Source organism: Chelatococcus albus (assembly GCF_030067675.1).
GTDB classification, from domain to species: Bacteria; Pseudomonadota; Alphaproteobacteria; order Rhizobiales; family Beijerinckiaceae; genus Chelatococcus_A; species Chelatococcus_A albus.
On sequence record NZ_JASJEV010000004.1, the window covers coordinates 83235 to 100225 of the forward strand.

The 16991-nt window shown below is 69.9% G+C and carries 15 protein-coding genes; 7 read left to right on the forward strand and 8 right to left on the reverse strand.

The window, feature by feature from the left end; genetic code table 11:
• Positions 1-76 precede the first annotated feature (76 nt).
• From QNA08_RS08015 to QNA08_RS08045, 7 genes are all read right to left on the reverse strand, one after another.
• The gene (locus QNA08_RS08015; protein WP_283740177.1) at positions 77-562 is read right to left on the reverse strand and encodes a VOC family protein; all 486 of its coding nucleotides are present in this window, start codon (positions 560-562) and stop codon (positions 77-79) included.
• A 198-nt stretch (positions 563-760) separates the two neighbouring features.
• Positions 761-1192 (reverse strand): VOC family protein, encoded by a 432-nt coding sequence (locus QNA08_RS08020; protein ID WP_283740178.1) that lies wholly within the window; start codon positions 1190-1192, stop codon positions 761-763.
• Between the two features lie 120 nt (positions 1193-1312).
• A complete protein-coding gene (locus QNA08_RS08025) occupies positions 1313-2107 on the reverse strand; it encodes an ABC transporter ATP-binding protein (protein WP_283740179.1) in 795 nt (264 codons plus the stop codon).
• Positions 2104-2982, reverse strand: a complete 879-nt coding sequence (locus QNA08_RS08030; protein WP_283740180.1) for an ABC transporter permease — start codon at positions 2980-2982, stop codon at positions 2104-2106. Before QNA08_RS08030 ends, QNA08_RS08025 begins: the two co-directional genes overlap by 4 nt.
• A gap of 279 nt (positions 2983-3261) precedes the next feature.
• Positions 3262-4218, reverse strand: coding sequence for an ABC transporter substrate-binding protein (locus tag QNA08_RS08035; protein WP_283740181.1), 957 nt, complete (start codon positions 4216-4218; stop codon positions 3262-3264).
• Between the two features lie 147 nt (positions 4219-4365).
• Positions 4366-5454 (reverse strand): Glu/Leu/Phe/Val family dehydrogenase, encoded by a 1089-nt coding sequence (locus QNA08_RS08040; RefSeq protein ID WP_283740182.1) that lies wholly within the window; start codon positions 5452-5454, stop codon positions 4366-4368.
• Positions 5455-6088: 634 nt separating this feature from the next.
• Positions 6089-8095: a methyl-accepting chemotaxis protein gene (locus QNA08_RS08045; RefSeq protein ID WP_283740183.1), complete on the reverse strand. Its 2007-nt coding sequence runs from the start codon at positions 8093-8095 to the stop codon at positions 6089-6091.
• 376 nt (positions 8096-8471) lie between these two features.
• Here QNA08_RS08045 and QNA08_RS08050 point away from each other — a divergent pair, with 376 nt between their 5' ends.
• From QNA08_RS08050 to QNA08_RS08075, 6 genes are all read left to right on the forward strand, one after another.
• Positions 8472-9620 (forward strand): aminotransferase class I/II-fold pyridoxal phosphate-dependent enzyme, encoded by a 1149-nt coding sequence (locus QNA08_RS08050; RefSeq protein WP_283740184.1) that lies wholly within the window; start codon positions 8472-8474, stop codon positions 9618-9620.
• A 47-nt stretch (positions 9621-9667) separates the two neighbouring features.
• On the forward strand, positions 9668-10882 hold the full coding sequence (locus QNA08_RS08055) for an O-antigen ligase family protein (RefSeq protein WP_283740185.1): 1215 nt from the start codon (positions 9668-9670) through the stop codon (positions 10880-10882).
• Positions 10883-10901: 19 nt separating this feature from the next.
• The gene (locus tag QNA08_RS08060; protein ID WP_283740186.1) at positions 10902-12134 is read left to right on the forward strand and encodes a glycosyltransferase family 4 protein; all 1233 of its coding nucleotides are present in this window, start codon (positions 10902-10904) and stop codon (positions 12132-12134) included.
• Positions 12131-12730: a sugar transferase gene (locus tag QNA08_RS08065; RefSeq protein ID WP_283740187.1), complete on the forward strand. Its 600-nt coding sequence runs from the start codon at positions 12131-12133 to the stop codon at positions 12728-12730. The genes QNA08_RS08060 and QNA08_RS08065 overlap by 4 nt, the downstream gene beginning before the upstream one ends.
• Positions 12727-13350, forward strand: coding sequence for an acetyltransferase (locus QNA08_RS08070; RefSeq protein ID WP_283740188.1), 624 nt, complete (start codon positions 12727-12729; stop codon positions 13348-13350). The genes QNA08_RS08065 and QNA08_RS08070 overlap by 4 nt, the downstream gene beginning before the upstream one ends.
• Before the next feature lie 147 nt (positions 13351-13497).
• Entirely contained in the window at positions 13498-13947 is a 450-nt protein-coding gene (locus QNA08_RS08075) for an RrF2 family transcriptional regulator (RefSeq protein WP_283740189.1), read from the forward strand.
• On the opposite strand, the gene QNA08_RS08080 is transcribed toward QNA08_RS08075, so the two are convergent.
• Positions 13938-16382 (reverse strand): penicillin acylase family protein, encoded by a 2445-nt coding sequence (locus tag QNA08_RS08080; protein ID WP_283740190.1) that lies wholly within the window; start codon positions 16380-16382, stop codon positions 13938-13940. The genes QNA08_RS08075 and QNA08_RS08080 overlap by 10 nt on opposite strands.
• Positions 16383-16646: 264 nt before the next feature.
• Between QNA08_RS08080 and QNA08_RS08085 the strand changes: the two genes are divergently transcribed.
• A complete protein-coding gene (locus QNA08_RS08085; RefSeq protein ID WP_283740191.1) occupies positions 16647-16892 on the forward strand; it encodes a hypothetical protein in 246 nt (81 codons plus the stop codon).
• Positions 16893-16991: the final 99 nt, after the last annotated feature.

The following is a 16991-nucleotide window of genomic DNA, read 5'->3' on the forward strand; positions in this document are numbered from 1 at the left end:
GAGGTCGGGTCACGTCGACCGCCGGTCCGGCCCGGCCTCGCCCCGTCGTCGCTCCGCGGCAGGCGCCGGCCCGGCATCAGGCGGCCGGTCGGCCGTCATAGGCCGCCTTGAGGCCGGCGATGTCGAGCTTGACCATCTGCAGCATCGCCTGCATGACCCGCTGCGCCCTGGCCGCATCGCGATCGCCGAGCATTTCGCCGAGGACCTTCGGGACGATCTGCCACGAAACACCGTAGCGATCCCTGAGCCAGCCGCATCGCTCCGCGACACCGCCGTCGGACAGCGCGTCCCACAGCCGGTCGACCTCCGCCTGATCGGCGCAGTCGACGTGGAAGGAGATCGCGTGAGTGTAGTCGAATCGCGTGCCGCCGTTGAGCGCCATGAAACGCTGGCCGGCGAGCGTGAAGTCGACGACCAGCACCGTGCCCACCTTGCCAGCGGGACTGTCGGTGACGTTCTTCTGGACGCGGTCGATGCGCGAATCCGGAAGCAGGGAGACATAGAAGTTCGCAGCCTCTTCGGCTTCGCCGTCGAACCACAGGCAAGGAGAGATCTTGGACATGGGTGCGTCCTGTCGATGGAGGTACGAGGTCAGGGTCCGGTTGCCCGGCCTGGCGCGCCCACAACCTGCACCGGGGTCGGGCCGATGCCGGGGCTGCCGTGGTCGATGCCAGCGCCTTCGAGCGGACCCCAACCGGCCGAAGGCATGCCACGGCGAAATCCCTTCGTACCGTTCGGTACCCTGCTCCAGGCGCGGCGATCAGGCCCCGGCAGGCTCGCCCCGCGCGGCCATCGCCGCCTCGACGTCCATCCACATCACCCCCCAGATATGGCCGTCGGGATCCTCGAAGCTGCGGCCGTACATGAAGCCGTAGTCCTCCACCGGGGATGGATCGACGATGCCTCCCGCAGCTTCCGCCTTCGCCACCATGTCGTCCACGCCCTCCCGGCTGTCGGCGGAGATGCAGATGAGCACCTCGCTGGTCGTCCTCGCGTCCGCGATCTTCTTCGGCGAGAACGCGCGGAACCTGTCATGCGTCAGCAACATGGCGTGGATGGTCTCGGAAAAGACCATGCAGGACGCCGTTCCGTCGCAGAATTGCGGGTTCCTCTGCGCGCCGACGGCCTCGTAGAAGGCGGTCGCATGTTCGAGATCGCTGACGGGCAGGTTCACGAAAATCAGCTTGGCCATCAGGGGCTCCTCTTGATCCGATCGTCCGGAGGACGTTCGGGGAGGCGAGGAGCCGACAGCCGCCCGAGAAAATTCCTGACGAGAGGAGCGATATCGAGCGCGGGCGCATGGGCTCCTCGTTCAGCCCACGAGCAGCCGGTCCTCGCTGATCTCCCCGCCGCGCGCCTTGCGGAACTCCGCGAGCAGATCCTCGATGGTCAGGTCGTGGCGCTCCGGCCCCGTCACATCCAGGACGATACGGCCCTCGTGCAGCATGATGGTGCGCGAGCCATAGTCGAGCGCCTGGCGCATGGAATGCGTCACCATGAGTACGGTGAGCTTGAAGCGCTCGGCGAGGCGGCGCGTAAGGTCCAGCACGAATTCGGCATTGCGCGGGTCGAGCGCCGCCGTGTGTTCATCGAGGAGCAGGACACTCGACGGCGCCAGTGTCGCCATGACGAGGGCGAGTGCCTGACGCTGGCCGCCCGAGAGCGAGCCCATGGGCTGGTCGAGCCTGTCCTCGAGCCCCAGGCCGAGCTCGGCGCTGCGCTCGCGGACCGTGGCGAGGCTCACACGGCCGAGCGCTGCCCTCAGCCCGCGGCGGCGGCCGCGCGCGAGCGCGAGCGCGAGATTCTCGGCGATGCTCAGATTGCCGCAGCTCCCCGCAAGCGGATCCTGGAAGACGCGCGCCACATGGGGCGAGCGTTCTTCCGCCGGCAGGCGCGTCACGTCCTGGCCGGAGAGCACCACGCGGCCGGAAGTCGCGGCCACGTCGCCGGCGATGGCGCCGAGCAACGTGGACTTGCCGGCGCCGTTCGAGCCGATGACGCAGACGAACTCGGCGTTCTCGAGCCGGAGCGAGACACCGCGCAGGGCCTGGCGCTCGAGCGGTGTGCCGGCGTTGAACGTGACGGCGAGATCGGCGACCTCGATCATGCGAAAACCCTCCGCTTGAGCCGCGGCAGGACGAGCGCGACGAGGACGAGCACGGCGGTCGCGAGGTTGAGGTCGGATGCCTGCAGGCCGGGAATGTCAGCCGACAGCGCGAGCTGCACGGCGAGCCGGTAGAGGACGGAGCCGAGCACACAGGCCGCGAGCGCGAGCCCGATGCGCCGCGTCGGCAGGAGCGTCTCGCCGACGATGACGGCGGCGAGGCCGACGACGATGGTGCCGACGCCCGACGTCACGTCGGCGAAGCCGTTCGTCTGGGCGAAGAGCGCCCCCGACAGGCCGACGAGGGCGTTCGACAGCATGACGCCCGCCATGACCTGCCCCCCCGTGCGAATGCCCTGGGCGCGTGCCATGCGCGGGTTCGCGCCCGTGGCGCGCATGGCAAGGCCGAGCTCGCTGCGCAGGAACCAGGCGAGCCCCGCCGCCGCGGCGCAGACGACGAGGCCGAGAAAGAGCGGCCGCACCACATGCTCGGCGAGCCCGTTGCCGTAGAAGGGCGTGAGCACCGTGTCCTGCGTGAGCAGCGCCACGTTCGGCCGGCCCATGATGCGCAGGTTGACCGAGAACAGCGCAATCATGGTGAGAATGGAGGCGAGCAGATGCAGCACGCCCCAGCGCACACTCACATAGGCCGTGACGAGGCCAGCGAGCGCGCCGGCGAAGACCGCGACGAGGGTAGCTGTCCAGGGGTCGGAACCGCCGACGATCATGGTGGCCGCGACTGCTGCCCCCAGCGGGAAGGAGCCGTCCACGGTGAGATCGGGGAAGTCAAGCACGCGGAAGGACAGGAACACGCCGAGCGCAACGAGGGCATAGACGAGCCCGAGCTCGACGGCGCCCAGGAAGGCAACGAGGCTCATGCGGGGGTCCTCTCATACCGGACCGCCGGACGCCCGCGCATCCGCGATCCCCTTCGCACCGGAGCAGCGAGGGCCCTGCGCGCCCTCAAGCCCGGCGGCGCACTCAATAGCACGGGACAGGCGCCCGCGCGGTGGTGGCATGATGGGCTTCGCCGTCCCCATCGTCCCCGGCCGGGCGCAGCGAGGAGCCCGACATCGAGGACCGCTGCGCCCGGGCGGCCGCGAGGCCCGAGCCCGCCCGTGACCTCCCGCTGCGTTCCGCTCCCTGGGGACGGTCGCTCATTCGACGATCTTGGTGGCGCGCTTCACGAGCGCGTCGGACAAGGCGAGGCCGATGGCCGCCGCGGCCTTCTTGTTGAGATAGAGGTCGGTGCCCGCGGCGAAGACCACCGGGACCTCGCCCGCCTTCTCGCCCTTCAGGATGCGGGCCACGACCTCGCCGGTCTGCACACCGACCTGGCGGTAGTTGAAGCCGAGCGCCGCCACGGCGCCGCGCGGCACGCTGTCCGTGTCGCCGGCATAGAGCGGAAGCTTCGCCGCCTGCAGCACGCCGACAGCGGATTCGAAGGCGGAGACGATCGTGTTGTCCGTCGGCACGTAGACAGCATCGACCTTGCCGACAAGGGCGCGGGCGGCGGCTTGCACGTCGGCCGACTTGTTGGCCGGCCCCTCGACCACGCTCATGCCATGCTTGGCCGCGGCCTCCTTCAGCATCTTCACCGACGTCACCGAATTGGGCTCGCCCGGGTTATAGAGCACACCGAGGCGCTTGACGTTCGGCGTCATCTCCTTGACGAGCGCCACCTGATCGGCGACCGGCGACATGTCCGAGACGCCGGTGACGTTGGCGCCCGGCTTGTCGAGGGAGCGCACGAGCTGCGCGCCGACGGGATCGGTCACGGCGCTGAAAACCACGGGAATGTCCTTGGTCGCCGCCACCGCGGCTTGCGCCGACGGCGTCGAGATGGCAACGATGGCCGCCGGCTTCTGGCCGACGAACTGGCGCGCGATCTGCACCGCGGTCGCGGGCTGCCCCTGGGCGCTCTCGAAGACGATCCTGACCTTGTCGGGCTCGCTGAAGCCGCTCCTGGCGAGGCCGTCCTTGACCCCGTCGCGCACGGCGTTCAGGGCCGGATGGTCGACGATGGAGGTCACCGCCACCGTCAGCGGTTCGGCCCGAGCCGCCGCGAGACCCAGAACGAGCGCCACAACGGCGCCGGCTGACGAGCGCAACATTCAGTCCTCCCAATCGTTTCGTGTGTGGCGCGCCCCGACGGCCGAACCCCGCCCGGCCCGCGGACCCGACGCCTGGGCCACAGTCCGCGCGCCCCATCCGGCGGATGGGTAGCATCCGCCGGGAATGGTCCACAAGGGCACGGCACCTCACGCTGCGCGGGCACCGCTCTCGACACGGAGCTTCCGCGCGGCGTCGAGCCGCTCCTCCGCCATCGCGAGGGCGACGAAATGCGGCGAGCGCCGCTCGCGTTCGGCGCGCATGAAGATGGCGCGCAGGGTCTCGCCGATCGCATCGACGCGCGTGAGCACCTCGTCCCGGTGGTAGCTGCCGGCGATCTCGCCCGCCACGTTGATGATGCCGCCGGCGTTGATCGCGAAATCGGGCGCATAGAGAACGCCGCGCTCGAACAGGCGGACAGCCTGTGCATCGGATGCGAGTTGGTTGTTGGCCGCACCGGCGACGATCGGTGCCTGCAGGCGCTCGACCGTCACCTCGTTCAGAATGCCGCCGAGTGCACAGGGGGCGAAGACATCGAGCGGTTCGGCGACGATCGCCTCGACCTCGACGACGCGGGCGCCGAGACGGGCAAACTCCTCGCAGGGCGCCGGCATGATGTCGGCCACGACGAGCTCGGCTCCGGCCTGGTGCAGCAGCCGCGCGAGGGCCGAGCCGACATGGCCGAGGCCGAGGATACCTACCCTGACGCCTCGCAGCGTCTCGCGGCCGAGCTTGAAGCGCGCCGCCGCCTCAATGCCGCGCAGCACGCCGCGGGCCGTGAGGGGCGATGGATCGCCGCTCGCGGCCGGACCCGCCGGCAGGCCGGCGACGTGGCGCGTGGCGCGGGCGACGATCTGCAGGTCCTGCGGGGACATGCCGACGTCCTCGGCCGCGACATAGCGGCCGCCGAGCCGGTCCAGGGCACGGCCGAAAGCCTCCAGGAGAGCGGGCGTCTTGTCGCGCTCGGGATCACCGATGATGACGGACTTGCCGCCGCCCAGCGGCAGGCCGGCCAGCGCACTCTTCAGGCTCATGGCGGCGCTCAGGCGCAGGACGTCGTCGATCGCTTCCTGCTCGCTGGCATAGGCGTGGAAGCGCGTCCCGCCGCACGCGGGGCCGGCCGCTGTGGAATGAACGGCGACGATGGCCTTCAGGCCGCTGGCAGGCTCACGGAAAAAGACGACTTCCTCGTGATCGCGGAAGGCTTGGGACGAGAACAGCACCGGACGTTCCTCCATGATTAGTTGGCGAGGACGCTAGCGCCGACAGTCGTCGGACGGAATACGGCCGGCCAAGGCCGGGAACTGCCATAGATATGGCGGCGATGTTGACCTATCGAAAAGTTCTGATCGCGAAGACTTGACGGCGATCACTTTCTGACGACGTCAGGAGCCGGAACGAAATTTCCTGATCGCCGCGCTTACGGAGATACCCACTTCACAAGAATCGATGACAATGATGATTTTTCGTTAAGTTCCTCATCGCAACGAAGATGTTCCAGGGCGCAGATAATTGGCGGCACGCGTGACCGGGGTCGATTTGACACGCAAAGACCATGGACCGCTGCCTGGCGCGCCGCCGATGAGCCGCGACGGCCGCCGCATGCCCGTGATGCGCTGCATGCCGCGGCACCGGCAAGGAACTAGTTTCGTATGACTTGGCTCTGTCGTACCGCCCAAGTCGCAGGGCGGCACGGCAGGCCGCCAAGGCAGCGTGCGGATGACGCAGCCCTCTCTGGCGCCGATCCGCCGCGGAGCCGAAGGTCGACGGTCCGGCCGATGAAGGCGCTTCGCCTCACTGCTTCGCGCCCCTCCTCCGCGACTGCGCCCCTCTCGACGAAGCCGGGGGGCGGGCGCGCCGGCCGCCTCCGCCTCAGGCGGCGAGGCCCTGGCGTGCGCCGGACGCCTGCCCCTTGCGTTCCGTGCCGTGCAAACGCGTATCGAACTGCGACGCGAGCTCTTCCAGGCGCTGCGTCTGCTGCTCGGTGACCGTGATGGCGGCGTGGGTCTCCTCCACCAGCGCGGCGTTCTGCTGGGCCATGTCGCCCATGCGGTCGACGGCGCGACTCAGGTCGGCGACCTTGGCGGCCTGCTCGCCGGAAGACCGGGTGATGCCGCTCATCAGCGCGGTCACATCCGATATAGCCTGGAAGATGCCGCCCAGCTTCTCGGCGGTGGCCTCGACCAGCGACACGCCGGACGACACCTCGTTCTGCGCCTGAGTGACGAGGGCCTTGATCTCGTTCGAGGCCTCGGATGCGCCCTGCGCCAGCGTGCGGACCTCGGCCGCCACGACGGCGAAGCCCTTGCCAACCTCGCCGGCGCGCGCCGCCTCCACCGCCGCGTTCAACGCGAGCAGGTTCGTCTGGAAGGCAATGCCGTCGATGATGTCGATGATGTCGGAGATCCTGCTGGAGGAGGCGTGGATCCGGGTCATCGCGTCGCGTGCCGACTGCAGCACGTCTCGGCCCTCGCGCGCCCGCTGCTCCGCGACGCCCGCCACCGCATGCGCCTCGCTCGCCTGGGCGGCGTTGCGCTGCACGGTGGCCGCGAAGGTGGAGAGAGCACTGCAGGTTTCGTTGGCCGTGCTCGCCTGATCCGCCGTGCGCTCGGCGAGATCGTTGACGCCCGCCGCGATCTCGCGGGTCGCCGTGCGCACGCCGGAGGCAGCTTCCGACAGTTCGCGAAGGGCCACCGTCAGGCGGTCGGCCATGGTGTTGGTGCCATGCTTGAGGATGGCGAAGGAGCCCCGGAAGTCACCAGTGACACGTGCCGAGAGGTCACCCCGCGTCAGGGTCTGCAGGACGGAGGCCGTCTCGTCGAGGCCGGTCGCGACGGTGGACACGAGGTGGTTGAGGCCATCCGCCAGGTGCTGCAGTTCCACATCGGCGAAGGAGGCCGAGACACGCCGTGAGAAGTCGCCCTGCGCCGCGGCATCGACGACGGTGCCGATCTCGTCGGCGAGCAGCGTCATCATCTGCGAGCGTTCGCGCCGCGCCCGCGCTTCCTGCTCCAGCTTGTCGCGGTCGGCGAGGGCGAGCCTTTCCGTGTGGCCCTGGAAGACGGCAAGGGCACGGGCCATGTCGCCGTACTCGTCCGCGCGCTCGCCGCACGGGATGGCGACGACGCCGTCGCCCGTCGCTACGGCGGTCGTGGCCGCAGCGAGCGCGCCGAGCGGCTTCAGCGCGCGGCGGATGAGGACGAGTGCAACGAGGAGAACGACGACGCCGGCCGCGACACAGACCGCAAGAAGGGGCATGACAACGGCCCCGCGTGCAGCCTCGAAGATCGCCTTCTTGGTGCCCACGTAGAGCACGCCGATGATCTTGCCGTCCTTGGTGGCGATGGGAACGTACTGCGTATAGTACGGCGTGCCGAGGATGTCGGCCTCGCCGGTATAGACGTTGCCCGCTGCCACGACCGGATGCACGGCACCTGCCTTGCCGAGCACCGTACCGACAGCGCGCGAACCGTCCGGCTTCTTGACACTCGTCGTGCGGCGCACGAACTCGCCCGTCGCCGCATCCCACTCGAACACCGTGGCGGTGTCCTCGGTGGCGAAACTCACCTGATCAACGATGGCGTGATCCTTGAACTCCGGGATCGCCGGCATGACGATGCGCGCGACCTTCCCGCCCGAGGCTACGATCCCGGCGTCGGGAAAGCGCTCCTTCAGGATGGCGGCGGCCGTACGCATGGAGGCCGACTGGCGCGCGATGACGTCCTCGCGCATGCGTGCCCCGATCATCCATGTCGCGCTCACGGTGAGCAGCGCCGTGTTGATCGCCAGCAGGACCGCGACGATCAGGCTCGTCCGCGGTGCGACGCGACGTGGAAACAACCGGAACATGAGGCCGGCAGGGCTCTTCTGGACAGCCATCGCAGAGGTCACTCGGGACGGGTGGTTGCAGGAAGACGTCGCCGCGAGGCGACTGTCGGGAGGATCACTAGATTTCGAATGTGTAAAATTTGGATGAACACCCATACAGCCGACGTATCGCATCGACGACGGCCGGAAACGGGCCATCTATACGTGATATACATGCGTGCAGAGAATAATTCTTGCCCAATAGCAGTCGGATTGTCCTGCGCCACGCTCCCGGCGCAGGGCTGATACCCGACCCGGCCCTTCGCCACGGCGAAGTCTGCGTGGCACGCGTGCCAACCATATCGACAGGGGCGCAGTTCGGCGCCGGTTGACAAACCCCCTCGCCCTCTGAAGGTTGTCGCGGCCTCGCCGGGCCCTGGAGACGTAGATGGCCAACCCACGCATCTTTCTATCCCCGCCGCAGATCAGCGAGCGCGAATATGACCTCGTGCGTGAGGCCCTGGACAGCAACTACGTCGCGCCGCTCGGGCCCATGGTCGATCGCTTCGAGGCAGCGCTCGCGCGCTACACCGGGTTTCCCCATGCCCTCGCCCTGTCCAGCGGGACGGCGGCACTGCATCTCGCCCTGCGCGTGCTCGGCGTCGAGGCGGGCGACCGCGTGGTGGTGCCGAGCCTGACCTTCATCGGCTCGGTGGTACCCGTCCTCTATCAGGGAGCGGAGCCGATCTTCGTCGACTCCTCGGCGAAGGACTGGCTGATCGACGCCGACATGCTCGATGCGACCCTCGCGCGCCTCGCCCGCGAGGGGCGGCCGGCCAAGGCCGTCATCGTGGTGGACCTCTATGGGCAGCCATGCGACGGCGCGCTCTATGCGGCGATCTGCGATCGCCATGGCGCGGCGCTCGTCGTCGACGCGGCGGAATCTCTCGGGTCCACGCTGCGCGGGCGCCATGCCGGCCACGGGGCGCAGATCACGTGCCTGTCCTTCAACGGCAACAAGATCATCACCACCTCGGGCGGCGGCGCGCTCCTGTCCGACGACGAGGCGCTGGTGCGCCGCGCGCGCAACCTCTCCCAACAGGCGCGCGTGCCGGTGGCGCACTACGAACATGTCGAGTTCGGCTACAACTACCGCCTCAGCAACATCCTGGGGGCGATCGGCCTCGCCCAGCTCGAGACCATCGAGGATCGCGTGGCACGGCGCCGCGCCCTGTTCGACGCGTATCGGGATCGGCTCGGGGGGCTTCCCGGCCTGTCCTTCATCCCGGATATCCCCGAGGCGCGCTGCAATCGCTGGCTGAGCGTCGCCCTCTTCGACAAGAACGTGCAGGCCGGTCCGGAGGAGGTCCGCCTGGCGCTCGAGGCCGTCAATATCGAGGCGCGGGCAGTCTGGAAGCCCATGCACATGCAGCCCCTCTTCCGCGATGCCGAGATGGTGGGCGGACGTGTCGCGGAGGACCTCTTCGCCCGCGGGCTGTGCCTGCCTTCCGGCGCCCAGGTCGACGACGACGTCCTGGACAGGATCTGCGCCATCGTTGATCGTCTGGTCGAGGCCCCGGAGGCGGTCTCGCCGTGAGCTTTCCCTCCCCGCTTTCCACCTCGCCGGCAGCCCGGCGAGGGCTCATGGCCGCCATCGACCGGGCCGCGCCACTCGTTGTCGCCGCCGTTGTCGCGGCCATCCCGCTCATCGGCATCGTCGCCCCGCAGGCCCCTGCGTGGATCATCGGCCTGACGCTGCCCTTTGCCGCCGCCCTCTACATGCGCGAACCGCAGCGGTTCGCCATAAGGGCCGCGCCGGCGCTCGCCGCGCCCGGCCTCTTCTTCGCCTATGCCTTCGTGTCGAGCTTTTTCGCCTGGAAGGTGGGCTTCGCCCTTGCGCGCGTCGCAGCGATCGCGATCCTTGCGCTGGCGGCCGCCGGCGCGCGGGATCTGGTCTGCGCCTTCGCCGCACGCGAGCGCGACAGGACCGTGCGCGTCTTCCTCGGCGCGTTCCTGCTGAGCGGGGCACTTCTCCTCGTCGTGCTCGAGCGTTTCGTCACGCTCGGCTTCCTGCACGGCATCAAGGACGAGTGGCTGAGCGTCTACAACCGCCCGAGCGTCGTGCTGATCATCCTCATGCCCGCCGCAACAGCGCTTGGCCTGACGCGCGACACCCTGCCACCCCGGCTGCGCCTCGCGCTCGCCGGGGCCTGCATCCTCGTTCCGACGCTCGTGGCATGGCGATCCGAGAGCGAGACGGCCCAGCTCGCGGGCCTCGTCGCCGTGGCGGCCTATCTCGCCTTCCGGCTGGCCTACCGACCTTTCGCTGGCCTCGCCTGCATCTCCATCGCACTCGCGATCGCGGTCTGGCCCTGGGTATCGGAATGGGCCTTCGCAACGCTCAACGGGACGGGAGCGCTGGAATTCCGTGCCGGCACCATCGCCGCCCGCCTCGAAATGTGGGCGGGCGTCACCCGGCTGATCGATGCAAGCCCGATCTTCGGCTACGGGCCGGAGGCGATCCGCTCCATGACGATGCCCATCGAGATGCGCTACATGCCGACGCGCAACGACATTCACCCCCATTCCATGATGATCCAGATGTGGGTGGACCTCGGCGCGGCAGGCGTCGTGTTGTTCGTCCTGTGCGTCGTTGACGCCTTCCGGCGGCTCGGGCGTGCCGCCCATCCGGACGTGCGGGCGGCGGGCGGTGCCACCATCGCCGTGCTCGTCACCATCGGCGCTGTATCGCACGGCATGTGGCAGGCCTGGTGGCTCGGCGCCGCTGCCGCAGTGCCGGCGCTCCTCGCCTGTGTCGCCGCGCGGCGGCAGGGCGAAGGTCCGCGGGCGGCGGCGTGACGGTGCCGGGTGAGGCGTCATGCGCATACTGATGGTCAATCACTACGCCATCACGCCCGACCAGAGCGGCGGGACGCGCCATTTTACGCTGGCGCGCGAGCTGGTGCGGCAGGGGCATTCCGTGACGATCGTCGCCTCCGGAGCGCACTACCAGGGATCGGGCGGCACTGTCTTCGCGGCCGGTGAAACGATGCGCGAGGAGGTCGTCGAGGGTGTGCGCTTCCTGCGGCTGAAGACAGGCGGCAACCAGGAGCGGACCGGCGCTCGCTTCCTCGCCATGCTCGATTTCGCCCGCCGTCTCTCGGCGCCATTGGTCCGTGCGCGGATCGGAACGGTCGATATCGTCTACGGCTCGAGCCCGCATCTCTTTGCCGCGCTCGCGGCCTATCGCCTGTCGCGGCGCAACGGGACGCCCTTCGTGCTTGAGGTCCGCGATCTGTGGCCCGAGTCGATCGTCGCCCTCGGCAATGTCTCGGAGCGCCATCCCATCGTCCTGATCATGGGGGCGATCGCCAGGTATCTGTACCGGCGCTCGGACCGGATCGTAACGCTCCTGCCCGGCTCCGAGGCTCATATCCTGCGGATGGGCGGCCGGCGCGCCGGCGCAACCACCATCCCGAATTTCGTGGATATCGACCTGCACGAAGGCACCGCCCCGCCGGCAGCGCGCGAGACCTTCACCATCACCTATGCCGGTACGCACGGCCTCGCCAACGCCCTCGACACGCTGATCGATGCGGCGGCCCTGGCACGCGCGGACGAGGGTCTTTCGCATGTGCGCTTCCGCCTCGTCGGGGCCGGACGCGAGAAGGAGCGCCTGAGGGAGCGAGCCCGCGCCGCCGGCCTCGACAATGTCAGCTTCGATGATCCGGTGCCGAAGCAGGAGATCGGGCGCGTGCTCGCGGAAGCGGACGCCTTCTATCTCCAGTTGAAGCCCATCGCGCTCTACAGACACGGCACGAGCCTCAACAAGCTGTTCGACTACATGGCCGCCGCGCGACCGGTGCTGTTCGCCGCCGACATGCCGACGAACCCGATCGCCGCCTGCGAGGCCGGCATCACCATCCCGCCCGAGGATCCGCAGGCGCTGGTCCAGGCGATCCGAAGGCTCGTGGCGTTGCCGGCGACCGAGCGGCAGGCCATGGGCGCTCGTGCCCGCGCCCATGTGATCGCGCATCACGGGCCCAGGGCCATGGCCGATCGGCTCATCGGCGTGCTCCGGGACGCGATGGCGGGAGCGGCGGCGCGGTGAAGAGGCTCATCGACATTCTCGGCGCCGGACTGGGGCTCGTGCTACTTGCGCCGGTCCTCGTCGTCGTGGCGCTGTGCGTGCGCCTCAAGCTCGGTCGCCCGGTGCTCTTCCGCCAGCCGCGCGTCGGCCGCGACGAGAAGATCTTCAACCTGATCAAGTTCCGCACCATGCGGGAGGCGACGGATGCCGCCGGCCGCCCCCTGCCCGATGCCGAGCGGCTGACGCGCTTCGGGCGCCTGCTGCGGGCGACCAGCCTCGACGAGCTGCCGGAGCTGTGGAACATCCTGAAGGGGGACATGAGCCTTGTCGGCCCGCGGCCGCTGCTCGTCGAATACCTGCCCCACTACACGCCGCAGGAGCGCCGCCGACACGCCGTCCGCCCAGGCCTCACGGGCCTCGCGCAGGTGCGCGGGCGCAACGCCCTGTCCTGGCGCCACAAGTTCCGCTACGACGTCTTCTATGTCGACCATGCGAGCGTTGCCTTCGACCTCAGGATCATGATCTGGACGGTGGCCGCCATTCTGCGCCGCGATGGCATTTCCGCACCGGGAGAAGCGACGATGCAGCGTCTCGACAACGAGCGGAGCGGCCGGTGAGCACCGTGGGGCTGTGGGTGATCGGCGCGGGCGGCCACGCCAAGGTGGTGCTGGAGGCATGCCGCGCCGCGGCGCTTCCTGTCGCGGGGGTATTCGACGACGATCCGGCCGCCGCAGGGCGCGACCTCCTCGGTTTCAGCGTTGCGGGAGCCGTGCCGCCGCCGGTGCGATGGCGAGCAGAGAGGAAGCGCGGCATCCTCGCCGTTGGATCCAACCGGGCTCGCGAGGCGCTCGCAACCCGGCTCGCCGGCGTTGACTGGGCGACCGTCGTGCATCCGAGCGCCGTCGTCGCGCCGGACGTGGTGCTCGGGCCCGGTGTCTTCGTCGCGCCGCGCGTCGTCATCAATCCCGGCGCGGTGATCGGCGCGCACGTCATCCTCAATACCGGCGCCATCGTCGAGCACGACTGCCGCATCGGCGATTTCACTCACGTGGCGCCGGGCTCGGTGCTCACCGGCAACGTGACGCTCGGCCGGCGCGTCCTCTTCGGCGCCGGCGCCGTGGCGATCCCGGGCGTCTCGGTGGCCGACGACACCGTCTGCGGCGCCGGTGCGGTGCTCACCGCCGACGTTTCGAGCGCCGGGATCGTCGTCGGCGTGCCGGCGCGCGCGCCCCGTTGACCCCCCGTCGGCGGGCGTCGTTCTGCCCGGTGTCCATACTCGACAATGTCTGTCTACTAAGACAGAATTCGCTGTCGCAACGGCCGGCATGCCGCCGCCCGGCGGAGGGCATCCGCTGGTCGGCGGCGGCTGGAAAGACGGCGGACGATGCTGACGAACAAGGGAAAATACGGCCTCAAGGCCCTCGTCCACCTCGCGGGCACGCCCCCCGGCGAGTTGTCCCTCGTCTCCGATATCGCGGAGGCCAACAACATCCCGAAGAAGTTCCTCGACGCCATCCTCGGCGAGTTGCGCAACGCCGGCTTCGTGCACAGCAAGAAGGGCAAGGGTGGCGGCTACACCCTCGCCCGGCCGGCGCACGAGATCCGCGTCGGCCATGTCGTCCGCGTGCTCGACGGGCCGCTCGCCCCCATCCCCTGCGCCAGCCGCACGGCCTACCGCCGCTGTGACGACTGCGCCGACGAGCGGCACTGCGGCGTGCGCCTCATGATGCTGGAGGTGCGCAACGCCATGGCCGAGATTCTGGACAAGCGCAGCCTCGCCGAGATGCGCGCGCTCGCCGAGCTCGACGAGTGCGCTCTCGTCTATCACATCTGAGCGGTCGCCCGCGGGGCATCCGATGCGGCCTCGCCGCTCCGTGCCGGCGAGAGCAGAAGGCGCAGCTCGGCCGCCCTCTCCACGGCCTCGCGGCTGTAGAGCAGCGGCACATAGTCCCCGCGCGCCCAGAGCAGTGCGAGATCGCGGTAATGCGGTGAGCGCGGGTCGCCGGACTGGCCGGGCGTGTTGATGCACAGGCTCCTGTCCCAGTCACCCACGTCGACGACGAAGCGGACGGAGGCGCCGGTGACGATGCGGAAGTCCGAAGGACGATAGGCGGCGAGCATCACGGTCGAGCCGTCGCCGCCCTTGGGCAGAGGGCCGACGTCGAGCACGGGGCCAGCCGCAGGCTCGGCGACCGCGCTCATCGCATGCTCGAAATAGCCGTGGTGCAGCGCGCCCCAGGCCCATTGGGCCTCTCCGCCCAGGTGGGCGGCCGCGTCGCGCACCGCGGCGGCGAGCGTCTCGAGGAGCAGGGCATCGCGCGCCTCCTGCGGGTGAGCGCCAAAGCGCCCGTCCGGTTGCTCCAGCGCCTCGAGGACACCGGCCGGATCGACGGGTGCGATGAGGGCGCGCACGGCGGGGTCCGCCACGACGCGGACGAGGAGTGCGGGCACGAGATGCTTCGTCCACCACAGCTCGAAGAGGGCGGCGGCTGCCGAGCCCGCCTCGACGGACCCGTCCCATGCCGCGAGGAGCGCGAGGCCGCGCGCGGCATCCGCATTCTGCGTCCCGAGCCCGGCAAGGATGTGCTTGAGCCGCGCGGCGGGCATGGACAGCGTGTCCGTCTGCAGGGCGCAGGAGGCAGCGACGGTGTGGGCGGCATCGGCGCCGAGCACGGCGCGAATGCGCGTCGCACGGCTGTTCTCCAGCCACTCATAGCCCACCCGACGCTCGGCGTGCGGCCAGTCGGCCCCGAGGTTCATCTCATTGGCGGTGGCGAGGAACCCCTCAGGCGGGTCGACCACCATGGGCAGGAGATCGGGATCGAGCATCCCCGCCCATTCGTAGCGCCCGTCGCCCGGTACCGGCGTCAGGCCGTCCCAGTTGGGGCGCACGGGCGTGTAGCCCGCAGGCATCCAGGCGATGGTGCCCCGCACATCGGCATAGATCTGGTTGACCGAGGGGGCGCCCCAGCGCCGCATGGCGGCGCGAAACTCGCCGAGGTTGCGGGCGCGCATGGCACTGATGCTTGTGAGATAGGCGGCCGCGCCGGGCTCGAACCACACCGAGCGCACGGCGATCGCCTGGCCGCTGGCCGGGTCCTCGTGGATCACAGGGCCGTGGCGTGTGAACTTGAGAGCGAGCACCTGGTCCGGCGCGCCCTTCACCGCGAAGCGCTCCTTGACCACGGTCATCGCCTCGAAGCCGCCGCGATAGCGATAGGCGAGCGCGTCGTCCTCCTTCGTCTCGTAAACGTAGACATCCTCCTGGTCGGCGCCGAAGATCGTCAGGCCGAAGGCGATCTCGCCGTTGTGGCCCATGGAGATGCCGGGCACGGCCGGTTCGCCGGCGCCGATGGCGTCGAAGCCCGGCGCGGTGAGATGCACGAGATAGCGCAGGGAGGGCACTGCGTGGGTGCGGTGCGGGTCGCCGGCGAGGATCGGCCGGCCGCTGGCCGTGCGGCTGCCGTGCACGACCCAGTTGTTCGACCCCTGCAGCTCCTCCGTGCCGGCGGGTGGTGCGGCGGGCGCGCTGCGGTGCACGACCTCGCCGAGGTCGTTCACCTTCGTCCACTCCCACGCCTCGGCGAGGGAGGCGGCGAGGCGGGCCCGGTCGAAGGTGACCGGCGCCGTCGCAAGCTTGAACACATCTGCCGCCTCGAGCGGGATGGCGGCGAGATCGAGCCCCTCGGCGATCCGAGGCGAAACGGCGGGCTCCAGCACCTTCCGCAGCCGGTCCGTCGCCGCGTCGGCGCGGGAGAGCACGTTGGCTCGCACGATCTCGGACAGGGCATTGCGGGTGAGGCCGTGGCTGCGGATACGCACCACGTCGGCCGCCGCCCAGCGCGCCGGCCGTGTGCCGAAACGGCGGAACTCGGGGGGCAGGCGTTCCGGCTCGCGCTCGGCAAGCGCCACATAGGCGTTGATGCCGGCGACGAAAGCCGTGCAGATCGCCTCGGCGTCAGGAGCGTAGGCCACCCATTCGGCCGCCATGTCGCCGCGGTAGAGAAAGAGGCGCGCCGCCCGGTCCTGCGCCAGATAGCCGGGGCCGAAGTCGGCGGCGAGGAGACCGAGGCCGCGCTTGCGCCACAGGTCGATCTGCCACAGCCGGTCGCGCGCGGCGTTGAAGCCCTGCACGACGAAGAGGTCGTCGAGGCCTTCAGCCCTGAGATGCGGGATGCCCCAGCGGTCGACGACGATCTCCGCCGCGGCGGCGAGCCCCTCCACCGCAATCTCCTCCACCCTCACAGCTTGCGTCCCCGGCCGCTGCATCGCCTGCCCTCCCCTGGCGTGTTCATTCCCCTCCCCCATGCTTAGCGCAGGAGGACGCGGCCGCCCTATGCCTTCGCGGCATGCCCGCCGGGCCCGGTACGCTGCCCGCTTCCTCGCCTTTTCCGCTGGCGCCCGGTCGTGCATGGTGGTCGCCGCGGAAATGGCATGGACGGGAAAGGCGCAGCGCCATCGCGCCGGCCGGCGCGGGGCATGGGGAACGGGGATATGCGAGCGCCGATCCCGCGGTAGGCGCGCATGTCCCAGATGACGTTTTTCGTAGTGCTGCCGTTCGCGAAGGACGCGGGCGGCAATCTCGTCCCCGGCGAGCCGCAGGAGGCGCGCGACGCCGCGCAAGCGCAGCGCCATGCGCACGAGCTCGCGCTCACCCACGGTGGCGCCATCGCCTTCTCGCGCACGGGCGATCCCCAGCTCGGGTCCTGGGGTGCCCCGGAGATCATCGCGCGGGAGGGCGACGTGCCGGACGATCCGGCGCGTGCCGTCACCGGCTGACGCCCCGAGGGCGACGCCTGGCGGAACAGGGGGGCGCCCCCCGATGTGCGCCGGCGCACAGCGCGGCCCGTTTCCCTGCGGCATGTTGCCGGTTCGCCG